The sequence below is a fragment of the Blastocatellia bacterium genome (genome assembly GCA_025055075.1).
Classification (GTDB): domain Bacteria; phylum Acidobacteriota; class Blastocatellia; order HR10; family HR10; genus HR10.
This window is the reverse complement of record JANWYV010000006.1, coordinates 71,158-85,580: the sequence shown is the minus strand read 5'-3', so window position 1 is coordinate 85,580 and position 14,423 is coordinate 71,158. Positions and strand designations below refer to the sequence as shown.

Here is a 14,423-nt window from a genome sequence, read left to right as displayed (position 1 = left end):
CTGCATGCCTCGAGAGAGGAATTCACTTTAGCACAGGACCGACAGACAGACCAAGCGGCTTCACTCCTGGTACCAACTCGCGGAGAAGCGCGGTCGAACGGGCCGATCCTCGAAGGCGCCGCGCGTCAGGATGATCTCCGGCGATGCCCCATCGCCGAAGATGACCGTGACGAGATCGAACCGATAAGCGGCAGACCCGAGACGTAGCCAATGGCGATAGGCGCGCGCGGCACGAGAGAGCGCGCGACGCTGACGCCGATCCACACCCGCCTCAGCTCGCGCGATGTCTTCGGATGTCCGCGTCTTCACCTCCACGAAGACGAGCACGTCGCCATCGTAGGCAACGATGTCCAGCTCCCCAAGAACGAGCGCTCCTCGGAGATTCCGCCCGATGGGGAGGACGACGTTGGTCGCGACGATGTGATACCCCTCGCGTCGCTTCAAAAATTCGAGGGCGAAGCGCTCGCCGAGCGCTCCGAGATCCGCAGGCGTCCGTTCGCCGGCCTTCATTCCACGCGCCTCCACGTCATCAGCAGGCGTCGTCCGCGCACCTCCCATTCTACGCTCAACGTCTCTCGATTCAGCCGCACGTTCTGGAAAATTTGCGGTTCGCCCGTCATCTGTGGGAAAAAGGCGAAGACGGGGACAAGATAGAGACGATCTCCTTCGCGACGGTACTCCCCTACGCTCCCCTCGACCTCGCGCACCAGCTCCAGCAATTCCCTCTTCGAATAATCGGTGAGCGGCTTCTCGCGTGGCGGACGGCGATCTGGCGCGACCACAAAAAGCGCGAATCGCGAGCGCGTGAAGAGCAGCATCGCGCCTTGCGACAGCCGACGTCCCGTCGCAAGGTCTTTCGCCGATTCGAGCAGCCACGCTCCCTCCAGAGAGGCGCCTTCGGCAGTCGCGACCGATGGCGTTGGCGTCGCCGGTCGCACGTTCAAATCCACCTGTGCGATGCGCCATCCGCTGCGTTGTCGCTCCAGCAGAAACGAGGCATAGCCCGTGTAAGCGAGCGCCATCCCGTGCGCCGTCTTCTGCACGTAGCGCGCTTCCGCCTGCGCCCACGCGACGGTGCCCAACACGCGAAGCTCGATGTCCTCCAACTGCAGCTCGGCTTGAGGGAAATGCTGAAACACGACGCGCAGATGCTCCAGGACGTCCTCGATCCCTCGATCCCGTCGCCCGAAGCTGAGCATCACGATCCCGGGAGCGCACGCTTGTCGCAGCGCCTCTGCATCATTCCGTTCCCATCCGCGGCGAAACATCTCGATGAGACGACGCACCTCTCCTTCCGGGGGAGCGGGACGCGGACGCTGCACTTCGCCCGCTGCTGCGAGAGACATCAGCCACAAGATGCTACCGATCACCCACCACATCTTCGCGCTCTGACCTCCTTGTTGGCTTCGCGATGAGTTCTCGATATGCCCAATAATGAGCCAGGACACGTTGCACGTACATCTTCGTCTCGCGGAATCCGATCTCGCTGATGAACCGATCGGGATCATCCGAGCGTGCGCGGGCAAGCCATCGAAGCGCATTCTCCTCACCAGCATTGTAGGCCGCGAGGATGAGCGGGAGTTGTCCGGAGAACCGGCGCACATGCTCCTCCAGCCACACGCCGAGTAGGCGGAGGGAGATTTCCGGACGATACGCGTCCTGATCCTCGAACGACTGAAGGCCCGCTCGTTCCGCCAACCGCCGCGCCGTCTCTGGGATGAATTGGGCGAGACCGCGCGCGGCCGCCGGCGACTTCGCGTCCGGTCGGAATCGGCTCTCCTCCCGGATCATCGCGAGGGCGAGCGCCGGATCCAATCCACGTCGAACGATGTGCTCGTGAAGCCACCGGCGATAAGGCACAGGATAGAGCAAGCGTGCTACCTCCGTCGGCAACTGATCAAGCGGATGGTCCTTCGGAATGAGCGGGGCCAGATGCGTTTCCACCAATCGCAACGCTTCATAGGCGTACCCCCCGCGCTCGAAGAAAACGGCGAGCCTGTAAAGCTGCCAGAGATCGAGGGCACGCGCACGAGCGGTCGACTCTCGGCGCGACGACGCTCGCGGGATCACCCCTTCCCATCCCCACGCTTCGGCGAGTTCCCACGCGCCTTCATCATAGATCCCGAGGCAGAGCAAGGCTTCGGCGCGGGCGCGCTGAACATCCATCGTCGCGCGCGGGCGCGTCGAAGCATCACACGCGAGGGCGAGCTTCGCCTGCTTGAGGAGGGACGCGTATCCGGGAACGGGAAGCCGCGCGAGGACGACGTTGAGTTGACGCCGCAACTGCTGCCGCGTCGGTTCATCGTGGGCGAGTCGAAGCGCGTGCTGAAAGTTCGTCTTCGCCTGCAGATAGTCGCGCCGGAGCAGGGCCGAGGACGCCCGCGCGTTCCATCTCAGAAAGTGCCGTCGGACAATCTCCTTCGCCCGAGGATGCTCCCACAAAGCGCGCAAACGTTCCGTCGCTCGCCGCCCGTAGTACGAACCGCGCTCCTCGGGCAGTGAGAGATAGATGCTGATCGCCTCGTCCCATCTCCCCAACGCTTCTAGGACGCGCCCTCGCCAGTACATGACCTCTTGACGATCGGGCATCTGCGGGCCCGTCTGATTGAGATCCTCTCGAAGCAGCTCATCGAGAACAGCCAATGCAGCAGAGAACTCACCTCGTCCGATCCGGATGCGCGCTTCGGAGAAAAGCGCGGCGATGGCCGCCGGCCGTCCGGCGAAGCGCGAGCGCGTGCGCTGGCACCAGAGCAACGCCTCCTCCTCGCGCCCCGCCGAGCGCAAAGCGTCAATCAGATTCACATGCGCGCCAGCCAATGCCTCGCTCTGAGGATAAGCCGCGATGAACGCTTCGTAGCGCGCGATGGCCGCTGACCAGCGTCCGGCTCGCGCGTGGGCATGCCCAACGAGATAAGCCCCTTGCTCCCCCTCAGGCGTGTGCGGAAAGCGCTCGGCGACACGTTCGAACCACTCAACGGCGCGATCGAATTCGCCCTCGGCATAATAGCTTCGTCCGATCTCCAGGAGCGCTTCCGGCACCCGCGCGTGATCGGGGAATCGCGCGATCAATTGCCCATAATGCCCTCGCGCTTCCTCGAACGCGCGGTTCATGCGATAGAGGCGCGCCCGTCGCCGATGCTCTTCGGGAGTCAACTCGATTTGGCGCGCTCGATCCAGCGCATCGAGTTCTCGAACGGCTTGCAGCGCGACCTCGTTCGGCGATCCCAGAAGGTCCTCAGAACGGATCGGACGAGCGGCGCTCGATCGCCCAGAAGCGGATCGTTCATCCGAGAGGGTTAGCAAGAGCGCGCGCGCTTCCTCCATCCGTCCTCGGCGCGCATGAGCCCGCGCGATGTTCAATCGCGCTACGGGAGCAAATTCCGGAGAATGAGCGGCGAACTCCTGATACCGTTCGATCGCTTCCTCCCATGCCCCACGACGCCACGCATTCTCCGCGAGCCGCCACCGGATGCGTTCTTCGAGCCAGAAGGCTGGTCGGCTCTTCAAAGCCTGAAGCAAGAGGGCGCGCTCTTCCTCCCAGGCGCCTCTCTCGCGCGCGATCTCCGCCAGATGCCACGCGGCATATGGACTCAAGAGCGTGGTCGACTCCAGCACGCGGTGGAACGCCCGAGCAGCGCTCTCCAGATCATTCATTCGTTGTCGCAGTCGCGCTCGCGCGTATTCGTAAACGCCCTTGGGGAAGAGCGTGGGCGCTTCGCGCTCGATCTCTCGCAGCAGGCGTTCGGCCTGGGCGAACTCCTCCCGCTCTACGAGCTGCTGCAATCGTTCGCGCTTGGCGAGAACCTTCGACGTCGCCTCCCGCGACGCGCCCACTATCCTCGTAGTTGGCCAGGTGAACGAACCGACGATCACAACGAGGCCGAGGAGTAGCATGGCGCGCCGTTGACTCGTATCCCTCCGCTCGCGCGCGCCGTTCATCCCATCGGCTGGAATGCTTCTCTTCACCTTCCGGTCATCGCTCGAACCGGGCGACTTGAGAAAATCGCCTGGGCCGTGTTTAATATCCGACTAATCGCCGTGTCATTATACCATCGCTGGATGCCGATGGGCATAGGAGCGAAACGCGACGAAGGAGCAGTGACCATGCCCACGCGCGAAGACGCGTACGCGTTGCTCTGCGAGTATACGAAGAGCGAGAGCTTGATCAAGCATGCCCTCGCCGTTGAGGCCGTCATGCGCGCGTTCGCGCGGCACTATGGCGAGGACGAGGAGACGTGGGGGATCGCGGGCTTGCTGCACGATTTCGACTACGAGCGATATCCGAATCCTCCCGATCATCCCCTGCGCGGAGCTGAGGTGCTGCGCGAGCGCGGGTATTCGGAAGAGATCGTGCGCGCTATCCTCGGGCACGCCGATTATACGGGGGTTCCCCGCGACACGCTGCTGGCGAAGGTCCTTTACGCCGTGGATGAGCTGACGGGTTTCATCATCGCCTGCACACTCGTGCGCCCATCGCGGAGTTTGGATGATCTGCCTGTCGCCTCGGTCAAGAAGAAGCTCAAGGACAAGGCCTTCGCGCGCGGCGTGGATCGCGCCATCGTCTATCGTGGTGCCCAAGAGTTGGGCGTGGACCTGGACGAGCTGATCGCCTTCATCATCTCGGCTCTGCGCCCCATCGGCGAACAGTTAGGGTTGAATCGATTGTCTTCGGAGGAGACAGCTACCTCATGACCGCACAGAGACTCGATGGCGCAGCGATCGCCCAACAGATCAAGAGCGAGGTCGCGCGAGAAGTCGCGGCGCTCGCCGAACGCGGCATTCGCCCTGGTTTGGCCGCGATCCTCGTTGGCACGAATCCCGCTTCCCGCGTCTACGTCAACAGCAAGGTGAAGACCTGTGGGGAACTGGGCATCTATTCCGAGAAGCACGAGCTGCCGGAGACGACGACGACCGAGGAATTGCTCCACCTGATCGCTCGCTTGAACGCTCGCGAGGACATTGACGGCATCCTCGTGCAACTGCCCCTGCCGCGCCATATTGACACGCAACGGGTGCTCGACGCCGTGGATCCCGCCAAAGACGTGGACGGCTTTCATCCGGTGAACGTCGGGCGCCTGGTGCGGAATCAAGAGGCGTTGGAGCCATGCACGCCCGCAGGCATCATCGAGCTGCTGGAGCGCATGCGGATCCCCATCGAGGGACAACGGGCTGTCGTCATCGGACGCAGCGATATCGTGGGGAAGCCGCTGGCCTTGATGCTCCTGCATCGGCATGCGACGGTCACGATCTGTCACAGTCGCACGCCGCACTTGGCGGAGATCGCGCGCCAGGCGGACATCCTCATCGCCGCGATCGGACGAACGGCTCTGGTCACTGCCGAATATGTCAAGCCCGGTGCCGTCGTCATTGATGTGGGCATCAACAAAGTGACCGATCGCGCGGAGGTCGAGCGCTTGTTCGGACCGGACGAAAAGCGCTTGGGCGAACTGGAATCGAAGGGATATACGCTCGTCGGGGACGTGCATCCGACGAGCGTCGCAGCCGTCGCCGGCTACCTAACACCGGTGCCCGGAGGTGTTGGCCCACTCACGATCGCCATGCTCATGAAAAACACGGTCAAGGCCGCGCGATGGCGACGGGCGGCGGTTCGTTCGGCGACCGCCTGAGCGTCCCATTTCACACCGGAGGACGAGCCATGCGACGCGTGCCGCGAAGCTTGCGTGAGTTCTGCGCCGCGCAAAAGATCATGCGCTTGGCGTTCACTGATGCTCGAGGATACCCCCATGTCCTCCCCCTCTGGTTCGTCGCCATGGGGAACGAGTTCTTCTTCGGCACGGACCGCGAGAGCGCGAAAGGACGCGCCATTTTGAAGAATCCTCGGGTCGGATGGGTCATTGATGGGGGGACGAGCGTGCGCACATATAAGGGTGTCTCCTTCTGGGGTCGGGCGGAGGAGGTCACCGATCCGCGTCTGTGGCGCAAAGTCTGGCGCGCGTTGGGCACGAAGTACTATGGTTCACCCAAGAGCCGCGCCTTCCAGCAACTGTACACGCCGGAGACGCTCATCATTCGCCTGAAGCCCGAAGGGGTCTTCTTCTGGGACTACAGCGCCGAATGAACGGCTCGTTCCTCTCCCTCGCTCGAGGGAGCGCGAGGCTTCAGCCGTCGGAGAAGCGCAGCGGGTTCACCGGGCGATCGTTCACCCGCACCTCATAATGGACATGGGGACCGGTGGATCGCCCCGTGCTCCCAGCCCGTCCGACGATCTGACCGCGCTTGACCGTTTGCCCCACGCGCACGGTGATCCGCGAGAGATGCCCATAGAAGGTCGTGAGGCCGTTGCCATGATCCAGGATCACGAGGTTCCCATATCCGCCCCAATAGGCGGCGAAGACGACCGCCCCGTCAGCCGTCGCGCGCACCGGTTCTCCGTGCCGCGCCTCGATATCCACACCGGTGTGGAATTCGTATCCCTCGCCGAAGGGATTCCGCCGAATACCGAACCGAGCATTCAACGGGCCTTCGATCGGCCATCCGCGCGGCGTCCGACTACGACGTTCGCGCTCGCGCTCCAAATGCACACGAAGGGTCTTCAATGTCGCCTCGACGCGGGCGATCTCGTCCGCGAAGAATTGCAGCTCATGAGGCCCCCCCTTCCCGCCGGCAGGGTTCGAAGTCGTCGGCTCAGGATCAGCGTTCTCGACTTCGATCCCCATTTCCCGAACAGTCTGCCGCACTTGATGCGCTTCGGCCTCGAGAGAGGCAAGGCGCGATTGCAACGCATTCAGTTGCATGAGATATTCGCGCTTGAGCGCTTCGTTCTCCCGCTCGATGCGCGTGTATCGCACGAGCATGACGGCTCGCCGCATCACCCATACGCCCGCCGTACTGAGGAGGCCAAGAAGAATCACACCGCTCAAGAGCGCACCGTACAAATGCTTGTGGTGAATGACGATCTTATAAAAGCGCGAACTCGTGGCGGGCGCGATGATCAGCGTATAGAATGCATCTCGGCGCATACAGACACCTCCTTGCCCTCGATTTTTCCCAAGCCACCCGCTGCGCGTTCGGACGGGACGCGGCCTAGGATAGCACGACTTAACAGAAAGGACAAGGGGGATTTTTGCTCACTCTGAGCGTTGCAGCTCGCGCGCGATCTCCCGCGCGATCGCGCGCGCTTGTTCGATCGCCTCCGGGGGCAGCGAGATCGCCGCGACGGCGGCATGACCGCCTCCGCCATAGCGCTCGCAGATCTTGGCCAAATTATGGCGGCGCGGATAGGGCGCCCATGGATTCGAGCCCACCGAGATTTTCGCCCGCACGGGAGAGAGGCTCACGCCGATGCTGTACGTCACATCCGGGCAGAGGTAATAGGGGATGAACTTGTTGTACCCCTCCAGCCCGTATTCGCTCACGTCGAAGTAGGCGACGCCACGCTCGCACCGCACGACGCGGCGAATGGTCTCAATAGCGCGCTCGTGCCATTCCGCTAGTGGCCCGAGCAACTCGGCGACCGGAGGCTCTTGAACGACCTCCGCGAGCGTCTTCTCCTGCAGCGCGCGGATCAATCGCTCCGCCAGGTGATCGTCTCGTCCAGCTTCGACGACGAGCATCACCTTCATGGCCGGTTCGCTCAGATCAATGGCCGCTTGCGGATTCGGATACTGAGCGCCATCAATGATGTCCGCCCACCGAATCACTTCTTCCAGCGGCGTCGGATCGAAGCCGAAGCGCGACGCCGTGATGTCCGCGACCAGCTTCGTGCACGATTTGTAGCTCGGATCGAGGAACTTCTTCCCACTGCGATCTCGACGGAAATGGGCCTCATCCTCCGGCGAGAGGAATGCGCTGTCGTGGTGATCGAACCACCAGGTCAGGCGGTCGGAGCTGCTATATTTGAAGTCCACGATAGCGTTCTCGTCCCCATCGAAGAGCGAATCGTCGAAGAGGCGACCCGCGCGATGCATCAATCCGGCATACGCGAATTCCGCGCGGGGATTCACGCGCTCCCGATAGAAGCGGGAGAAGACGACCGCCGACGCGATCCCATCGAAGCACCGATCGTGAAAGAGCACCTTCACGTTCATAGACCGACCTCGAACAAAGCGAGAAATGATACCGGGAATCCCTGCGAAGTGCCAACTCACTCCGGCACGGGAACCCAGAGCAACGCTCGGCGCATGACGCGGATCCCATTGGGATGGAGAGCCACGGCATATGGCTCGCACTCGCGCGCGTGCTCCAAAGCTCCACGCAAGAGCGCCTGGGCGCGCGCAGCGGCCGCCTCGTAGAGGCGTTCGAGCTCCTGCGCGAGCGACTGCAGCTCTTCCGGAACTTCCGCCGCGGCTGAGGCCTTTCCAAATTCCTCCTCGATTTCGACCGAGTGAAGAGCCGTCCCAAGCGGATGGTCCAACACCGTGCGATGCAACTGCGCCTCCACGCGCGAGATCATCCGCCGCCGCAGGACATCCAGTCCAATCCGCAGCTCATCCGGCACATCCATTGGCAGCGGCCTCTGTCGAAGTTGCTCCAACTGGATTTGGAACTCCCGCATCAGCTCCTTCAACGCCGGATGCAGGCGCTCGCGCGCTTCTTCCACGACGCGCTCCAAGAACTCCTCTCGACTCTCGTTCCATCGCGAATAGAGCCGCAGGTTCGGATTGTGATACAGCATCAACCGCTCCGAGCGCACCAAGTGGGCGATCAAGTCGTTCTCGATCTCCTCCAAACGCGCTTCCGTGAGCGTCACCGTTCCCTCGTAGGGCTGGACCTCCGGCTGCGGTGCCGTCCGCACCTGCTCCAGAGCAAGATCGTCCACAGCCGACACGCTCCAATCGGCCGCCGCCTCATCGTGCGGGAGCCACGTCGTATATCTCCGATCCTCCGAATGCACCAATTCGGCCCTCGGATCCCGAAACTCCAACAAGCATTCAAACAGAAGCGCCGGCCGATAGCGCCAGCGCACGGCGGCATCCCGCAGCAGCGATTCCTCCACACCGAGCCACAACTCCACAAGGCTTGGCGCCTTCGACATACCGCTTACGTCTCCTCGAGCACCCGCTCGACCTCGATCTTGGGCTCGACCACGAGCGAGCGCATCTCGCTCACGCGCACGAGCCCCGGTTTTGAGCAGGGAATTTTACTCACGAATTTGCGCTCTGTGTAGTTCACGACGACCTTGCTCGAATGGCGCGCTTGGCTGAAGAAAGCAGCCAATTGCGCTGCTTCGCGCAATGTGCGCGGCGGAACGGCCTGCCTCTTCGCTCGTCGAATGATGACGTGCGAGCCCGGATAATCGGCTGCATGCAGCCAGAGATCATGCGGCGCGGCCACCCGGAACGTGAGTCGTTCGTTGTCCGCCGCGCTCTTTCCGACGAGGATCTCGAATCCATCTGAAGAGCGAAAGCGATAGACGCCCGGCCATGACGCGCGCGTCCGCTTCTCGGTTTTCACCGCGGGCGGACGGTTCGTCCCGCTCGCAGGCGATGAGGAGGAGAGGCCGAGATCACGAGCGATCTCCTCTAGCACGACCATCTCATCGGCGACGACCGCGCGCTCGCGCGCACGCCGCAGTTCTTCCAGCTCTCGCTCGATGACCTCGCGCCGCGCGGCGATCATTCGCGTCCCTTGCTTGGCCTTGCGATACCGTTGGAAATAGCTCTCGGCCGCCTGCTGCGGCGTCGGCGCAGCGGCCGGGATTTCGAGGATGGGCTGTTCGGGATCAAAATAATCGGTCACCAGGAAGCCGGAGGCCGTGCGCACGGCCGTCTGCGCATTCGCCAAAAGAAGCTCGCCCCATCGGCGCCATCTCTCCGGATCGCCGAGCGCGCGCTCATCCGCTTCCAAACGCTCGCGCAACCGCTCCCGCTTCTCGATCTGCGTGGCGAGATGGCGTAGCAGAGTCGTCTTCATCGCGTGGGCGCGCTCGATGCGGCGAACAAGGTCGTAGTAAAGCGCCGCCGCACGCGAGAACGATTCCGCTCGCGTCGCCGTCCAATCGCGCAGGTGGGTGAGGGGGATCGCCGACAATCGCACATCGCGCGGCGAAGCCTGCACCGGATTCATGCGCTCCAGGGGCTCGCGCGTGTAGAGAATTGGCTCCGCAGGGCGACGGATGAGATCCTCCACGACGCTCCGAAAGGCCGCATACGCGAGATCAGGCGATGGTTCCGCCGATCCGCTCATGTCGCGCCATCGCGCTTCGACCTCGGCGGCATAGAGAGGGCTGAACCCTTCGATCGTCCCCACGATGCTCTCGGCGAGCGACGGACCTCGTGCGAGGAGCTGTTGAAATTCCTCTCGACTGAGCGCCAGAGGATCGCGCTTCTCCGGCGCCGCCGGCGGAAGATACAGCGCGCCGGGTGCACAGCGCTCGTCATCAGAGGCGAGGAACCGCTCGCGAATGCATCCGGAGGCATCGAGGAGGAAGAGATTCGGCGTACGTCCGAAGAGTTCCGCCACGAGGACGACGTCAAGCGTGGGCGCGTCTTCCCCTTCCTCGGGCATCAGTTCATTCTCTTCCTCCCCTTCATCCCCCGCTTCGGAGACACGCGCCGATCCGCGAAAGAGGAATCGCACGATGCGATCGCGTCGCACCTGCGCGATCTCGCCCACGCGGGCGCCGCGGAGATACTTCCGCGCCAGCAGCAGAAAAGGCGTCGGCTCGACCTCTTCTCGAACCGGACGCTCAACCAGATATACGCGCGGCCAACGCGGTTCGACCGAGAGCAACAGCCAAAGGTTCGACGGACGCTGAGACGGCCGATAGAGTTTCAGAAGAAGCGTCCATGGGTCCCCCAATTGAATTTTCTCCACGCGCGCGCCGAGAATCGTCTCCGCGAGTTCCTCGACGAGATGAGACAGTGCGAATCCGTCCACGCCTTTTGTTTTAGCATAAAGCCGGGGGATCCGCGAAGTCTCCGACCTCAGGCAGACCGACGCCGAACCCGTCTCCGGCACGCGTCGCCGCCGATGCTCGCGGGTCCATCTCCAGCTTCAGCGCCGCGAGGGACGATAGAGCCAAGGCGCGTGCACTTCCTGGCTCTCGTACACGGACTCGGCGACTCGCTTCACGACGATCCCCGAGAAGAGGTCAGCGAACGTACGACGCTCGCGATTGAAGAGCGCCCAGAAGAATCCGAAGAAGAGGGGGATCGCTCCCAACACGGATCCAAGGACATGGCGCAGGGCCTGTCCGACCGATGGCACGTCCATCGTTCGCTTATTCAGAGCGAGGAGTCCGGCGATGGCCATCCCCACCGTGCGACCAGCCACGCTCAGCATAATCGTCTCGTAGAGGACGCCAATCCCGATCACGATGCCCACGAGCGCGAAGCGCACGAAGCGATGGGAGAAATCGCCGAAGATCAACTCAACGCTGGCGACAAAGGGAATGGCGCTGAAGAGGATCACTCCCAGATCGAGGAGTGCCGCGCCTATGCGCCGTCCGAGCGAAGCCGGAGCGATTTGCGGCTCCTCGCGAATGATCTCCTGCGGTTCCCTGCTTCGCGGGCGAAGGGAGACCTCTGGCCCCATTTCCCTCTCGGATGCCAGATCCCTGCCTTCTTCCAGCAAAAGCTCCTCGTCCGAGGGGAAGAGCGGTGTCGCTTCTCGCGCGGACTCTCGTTCACGCGGAGCGCGCGGTTGCACCTCAACCTCTGGGTGAGGCGAAGGGTTCACGACCTCTCCTCCCCTTCTCGGAGCCGGCGCCAGTTCATCATGGCGTCGCGCACGCGCCGCCACGGTCTCCGCAATGGCGTTACGTCGCTCTTTCTCCGGGTTCGCAGGTGGCGATGGCTCCGCGACCTTGCGCGCGGATTCTCCCTCGCTCCCGCGCCGCTCGCGAATGGCTCGCACGCGTTCTCGAAGCTGCTCTCGCCACTCCGGAGGACCCGAGCGCTCTTCCGCTGAAGAGTCGTCCGAGGAGTCTGGCACAGGCCGGTTGGAAGCGACGTCGCGTGCCCGCGCTCCCGGAAAAGGGATCACCACTGAACTCGCAGTATGCGCGCGTGCTCGATCGTCCGCTCGCTCGTGCGCCTGTGCCGAAGGAGCTGTCGTTGGAGAGAGCTTCGTCCCGCAGTACCGACATGTCGCCTGAGCCGCCGATTGAACAAAGCCACATTTTGGACATCGCATAGCTTCTCATCCCTGCCCGAGCCAGAAGTCGGACGTTCAACTTGTCGGCTAGCATGGTAGCAGAATTCGCTCGCCGAGGCAATCGAATTTTTCGCCCAGGGACCTTCCTCAACGTGCTCGACCCCCTCTCGAAGCGCGACGCGACGATGAAGTCCTCCCCTCCAATTCGTCCGCCAGCGGTCCGGCATCGTAGAGCTTGCGCAAGGCTTCGATAATCGCAGCGCTATGCACGGCTACGGCGCGATTCGTCTCCTCGATGTAGACGAAGTTCCCGACCAAGCTCTCGATGTTCCCATCGAAGATGACGCCCACGAGCTCGCCTTGCCGATTGATCACCGGAGAGCCGGAGTTGCCCCCGGTGATGTCGCACGTGCTCACGAAATTGAGCGGCGTCGAGAGATCGAGCCGATGGCGTCGCGCCCATATTCGAGGAGGGAGATGATACGGCGGCTTCTGATCGAAGCCATGGGCGCGATCGAAGAGCCCGTAGAAGGTCGTCTTCGGCGGCGCCTGCGTGCCGTTCATCGGATAGCCACGAACCGTCCCATAGGAGAGGCGCAGCGTGAACGTCGCATCGGGATAGACCGACTTGCCGAAGACGGCGAAGCGCGCTCGACCGATCTTCGCGGCGGCGGCTTCCCGAACGCTCGCCACCTGTTCCTCGAACCAGCGTTGCATTTGGCGAAGGATCGGATCCACGCGTCGTGCCCATTGAATCAAGGGATCCGACGACGCCGCCACAGCCTCTTCCCCTCCTTCGAGAAGCGCTCGCCGCACGGCGGGATCCGTCAGGCGCGTCCCTCGCATCAGCTCTCGTGCGACGATCTCCGGCGAGCGTCCACCCAAAGCAGCCTGAATGAATGGATCGTCAGGTCCCAGCTCCTCCAGGGATTCCTGCAAGCTCGCCGCCAGTAAGACTTCCTCAAGCTTGGGGAAGATCGGCGCCGGCGAGAGCAATCGAAAGCGCACCGCCTCCAACTGCGCATCATGGAATCCCGGGAGCCGCTCGGCGTCAGGCTTCTTCACTTCCACGACGTAGCGCACGAGCGTCAGCGCGTGTTCGACCAATTCGGAGAAGCTGCGACGCACGGAACGGTAGAGCCATGGCACGGCCTGTTCGCGATAGCGCGCCTCGGCCTCCGCAATCTCTTCCCACGCCGTTCCGTATTCCGCTTGCCATTCGGGTCGGCTGGCCACGCGCGCGCGGAATTCCTGCTCCTGCTGCCGTTTCCGCTCCATGAGCGCCGGATCGCGCAGGCCATTCCATTCGCCCATGTAAGCCTTCAAGGCGTTCTCCAAACTGAAGATCAGCTCCGCGGCCTGCCGTGCTGGCTCCGGGCCTTGCGCGGCATACTGTCGCAACACCTGCAACCGATGTCGAAGGGTCTTGATCGTACGCGGATAGGTGACGTCTCGCAGCGTCTCCAACTGCGCCACCGTCAGCAAGCGACTCGTCCGCCCGGGATGGCCGGAGACGAAGACCAATTCCCCCTCGCTCGCTCCTCGCGAGTTCCATCGCAAATAATGCGTTGAGCGAAGGGGCTGCCCGTTCTCGTAGACGCGAAAGAGCGCGAAATCGAGACAGTAGCGCGGATACGTGAAGTTGTCGGGATCGCCGCCGAAGAAGGCGATCTGCTGCTCCGGCGCGAAGACCAATCGCACATCCGTGTACCGCTTGTAGCGATAGAGCCAATATTCGGCCCCGTGGTAGAGCGCGACCACTTCCGAATGGAGGCCAGTGGCTTCGCGACTCTCCCGCTCGATGCGCGCGATTTCCGCCCGCCGCGCCTCGAAAGCTTCGCGTTCGCTCATGCCGGGCCGAACGGCCGCCCGCACCCGCGCCGTCACCTCCTCCATGTGCACGAGGACGTCGAGAGCGAGATCCGGGCACTTCAGCTCCTCTCGTCGCGTGCGGGCGTAGAAGCCATCGCGCGCGTAGTTCTTCTCCGGCGTGGAGAGTTTCTGCAGCTGCGTGAGGGCGACATGATGATTCGTGAGCACGAGCCCATCCGGGCTCACGAACGCTCCCGATCCGCCGTCACTGAATCGAACACTGGAGAGCCGAATGTGATCGAGCCACTCGCGCGTCGGTGTGAATCCATAACGCTCTTTGAGCTGCGCCAGGGGGGGATTATCGAACGTCCACATCCCCTCATCCGCCCACGCGAGTGCCCGCCCCCACAAGCTGACAGCGAGGATGAAGAGCAGCATTCGATGAAATGTCGAGGAACGTCGCCACACCATCATCATCACCTCCTCCGAATCCCCCGCGCTCCCTCACCTCGCGGAGCACGAGGGGTCATCGCGTCGGCCTTCAACCCTAGCAA

Annotated in this window: 11 protein-coding genes and 1 pseudogene; 3 read left to right on the top strand and 9 right to left on the bottom strand. The window is 63.1% G+C overall.

Going from position 1 to position 14,423, the window contains the following annotated elements:
- Nucleotides 1-60 precede the first annotated feature (60 nt).
- Genes NZ746_02275 through NZ746_02265 form a run of 3 tightly spaced genes read right to left on the bottom strand, consistent with a single transcriptional unit; the run spans nucleotide 61 to nucleotide 3,966 of the window.
- Nucleotides 61-510 carry a YraN family protein gene (locus tag NZ746_02275; GenBank protein ID MCS6816187.1) on the bottom strand — a complete coding sequence of 150 codons (450 nt, stop codon included), beginning with the start codon at nucleotides 508-510 and terminating at the stop codon, nucleotides 61-63.
- Nucleotides 507-1,379 (bottom strand): nuclear transport factor 2 family protein, encoded by an 873-nt coding sequence (locus NZ746_02270; GenBank protein MCS6816186.1) that lies wholly within the window; start codon nucleotides 1,377-1,379, stop codon nucleotides 507-509. The genes NZ746_02275 and NZ746_02270 overlap by 4 nt, the downstream gene beginning before the upstream one ends.
- Nucleotides 1,360-3,966 (bottom strand): tetratricopeptide repeat protein, encoded by a 2,607-nt coding sequence (locus NZ746_02265; GenBank protein MCS6816185.1) that lies wholly within the window; start codon nucleotides 3,964-3,966, stop codon nucleotides 1,360-1,362. The genes NZ746_02270 and NZ746_02265 overlap by 20 nt, the downstream gene beginning before the upstream one ends.
- Before the next feature lie 138 nt (nucleotides 3,967-4,104).
- Between NZ746_02265 and NZ746_02260 the strand changes: the two genes are divergently transcribed.
- Genes NZ746_02260 through NZ746_02250 form a run of 3 tightly spaced genes read left to right on the top strand, consistent with a single transcriptional unit; the run spans nucleotide 4,105 to nucleotide 6,079 of the window.
- Complete coding sequence (locus NZ746_02260; GenBank protein MCS6816184.1) at nucleotides 4,105-4,692, top strand: HDIG domain-containing protein; 588 nt, start codon at nucleotides 4,105-4,107, stop codon at nucleotides 4,690-4,692.
- A complete protein-coding gene (gene folD / locus NZ746_02255) occupies nucleotides 4,689-5,627 on the top strand; it encodes a bifunctional methylenetetrahydrofolate dehydrogenase/methenyltetrahydrofolate cyclohydrolase FolD (GenBank protein ID MCS6816183.1) in 939 nt (312 codons plus the stop codon). Before NZ746_02260 ends, folD begins: the two co-directional genes overlap by 4 nt.
- A 29-nt stretch (nucleotides 5,628-5,656) precedes the next feature.
- Nucleotides 5,657-6,079 carry a pyridoxamine 5'-phosphate oxidase family protein gene (locus tag NZ746_02250; protein ID MCS6816182.1) on the top strand — a complete coding sequence of 141 codons (423 nt, stop codon included), beginning with the start codon at nucleotides 5,657-5,659 and terminating at the stop codon, nucleotides 6,077-6,079.
- 85 nt (nucleotides 6,080-6,164) lie between these two features.
- On the opposite strand, the pseudogene NZ746_02245 reads toward NZ746_02250, so the two are convergent.
- From NZ746_02245 to NZ746_02220, 6 genes and pseudogenes are all read right to left on the bottom strand, one after another.
- Nucleotides 6,165-6,677 (bottom strand): annotated as a pseudogene (locus tag NZ746_02245) (M23 family metallopeptidase).
- 411 nt (nucleotides 6,678-7,088) lie between these two features.
- A complete protein-coding gene (locus NZ746_02240) occupies nucleotides 7,089-8,048 on the bottom strand; it encodes a phosphoesterase (GenBank protein ID MCS6816181.1) in 960 nt (319 codons plus the stop codon).
- Between the two features lie 56 nt (nucleotides 8,049-8,104).
- Nucleotides 8,105-8,995 (bottom strand): hypothetical protein, encoded by an 891-nt coding sequence (locus NZ746_02235; protein MCS6816180.1) that lies wholly within the window; start codon nucleotides 8,993-8,995, stop codon nucleotides 8,105-8,107.
- 5 nt (nucleotides 8,996-9,000) lie between these two features.
- Nucleotides 9,001-10,839 (bottom strand): NFACT family protein, encoded by a 1,839-nt coding sequence (locus NZ746_02230; GenBank protein MCS6816179.1) that lies wholly within the window; start codon nucleotides 10,837-10,839, stop codon nucleotides 9,001-9,003.
- A gap of 117 nt (nucleotides 10,840-10,956) precedes the next feature.
- A complete protein-coding gene (locus tag NZ746_02225) occupies nucleotides 10,957-12,096 on the bottom strand; it encodes an RDD family protein (GenBank protein MCS6816178.1) in 1,140 nt (379 codons plus the stop codon).
- Nucleotides 12,097-12,204: 108 nt separating this feature from the next.
- Nucleotides 12,205-14,346, bottom strand: coding sequence for a S46 family peptidase (locus NZ746_02220; GenBank protein ID MCS6816177.1), 2,142 nt, complete (start codon nucleotides 14,344-14,346; stop codon nucleotides 12,205-12,207).
- Between the last annotated feature and the right edge of the window lie 77 nt (nucleotides 14,347-14,423).

Excerpts from the sequence above, each read along its gene's own strand:
- NZ746_02260 (MCS6816184.1), top strand. The coding sequence starts at position 4,105 with ATGCCCACGCGCGAAGACGCGTACGCGTTGCTCTGCGAGTATACGAAG.
- NZ746_02250 (MCS6816182.1), top strand. The coding sequence starts at position 5,657 with ATGCGACGCGTGCCGCGAAGCTTGCGTGAGTTCTGCGCCGCGCAAAAG.
- NZ746_02235 (MCS6816180.1), bottom strand. The coding sequence starts at position 8,995 with ATGTCGAAGGCGCCAAGCCTTGTGGAGTTGTGGCTCGGTGTGGAGGAA.
- NZ746_02275 (MCS6816187.1), bottom strand. The coding sequence starts at position 510 with ATGAAGGCCGGCGAACGGACGCCTGCGGATCTCGGAGCGCTCGGCGAG.
- NZ746_02240 (MCS6816181.1), bottom strand. The coding sequence starts at position 8,048 with ATGAACGTGAAGGTGCTCTTTCACGATCGGTGCTTCGATGGGATCGCG.
- NZ746_02220 (MCS6816177.1), bottom strand. The coding sequence starts at position 14,346 with ATGATGATGGTGTGGCGACGTTCCTCGACATTTCATCGAATGCTGCTC.
- folD (MCS6816183.1), top strand. The coding sequence starts at position 4,689 with ATGACCGCACAGAGACTCGATGGCGCAGCGATCGCCCAACAGATCAAG.
- NZ746_02225 (MCS6816178.1), bottom strand. The coding sequence starts at position 12,096 with ATGCGATGTCCAAAATGTGGCTTTGTTCAATCGGCGGCTCAGGCGACA.
- NZ746_02270 (MCS6816186.1), bottom strand. The coding sequence starts at position 1,379 with ATGTGGTGGGTGATCGGTAGCATCTTGTGGCTGATGTCTCTCGCAGCA.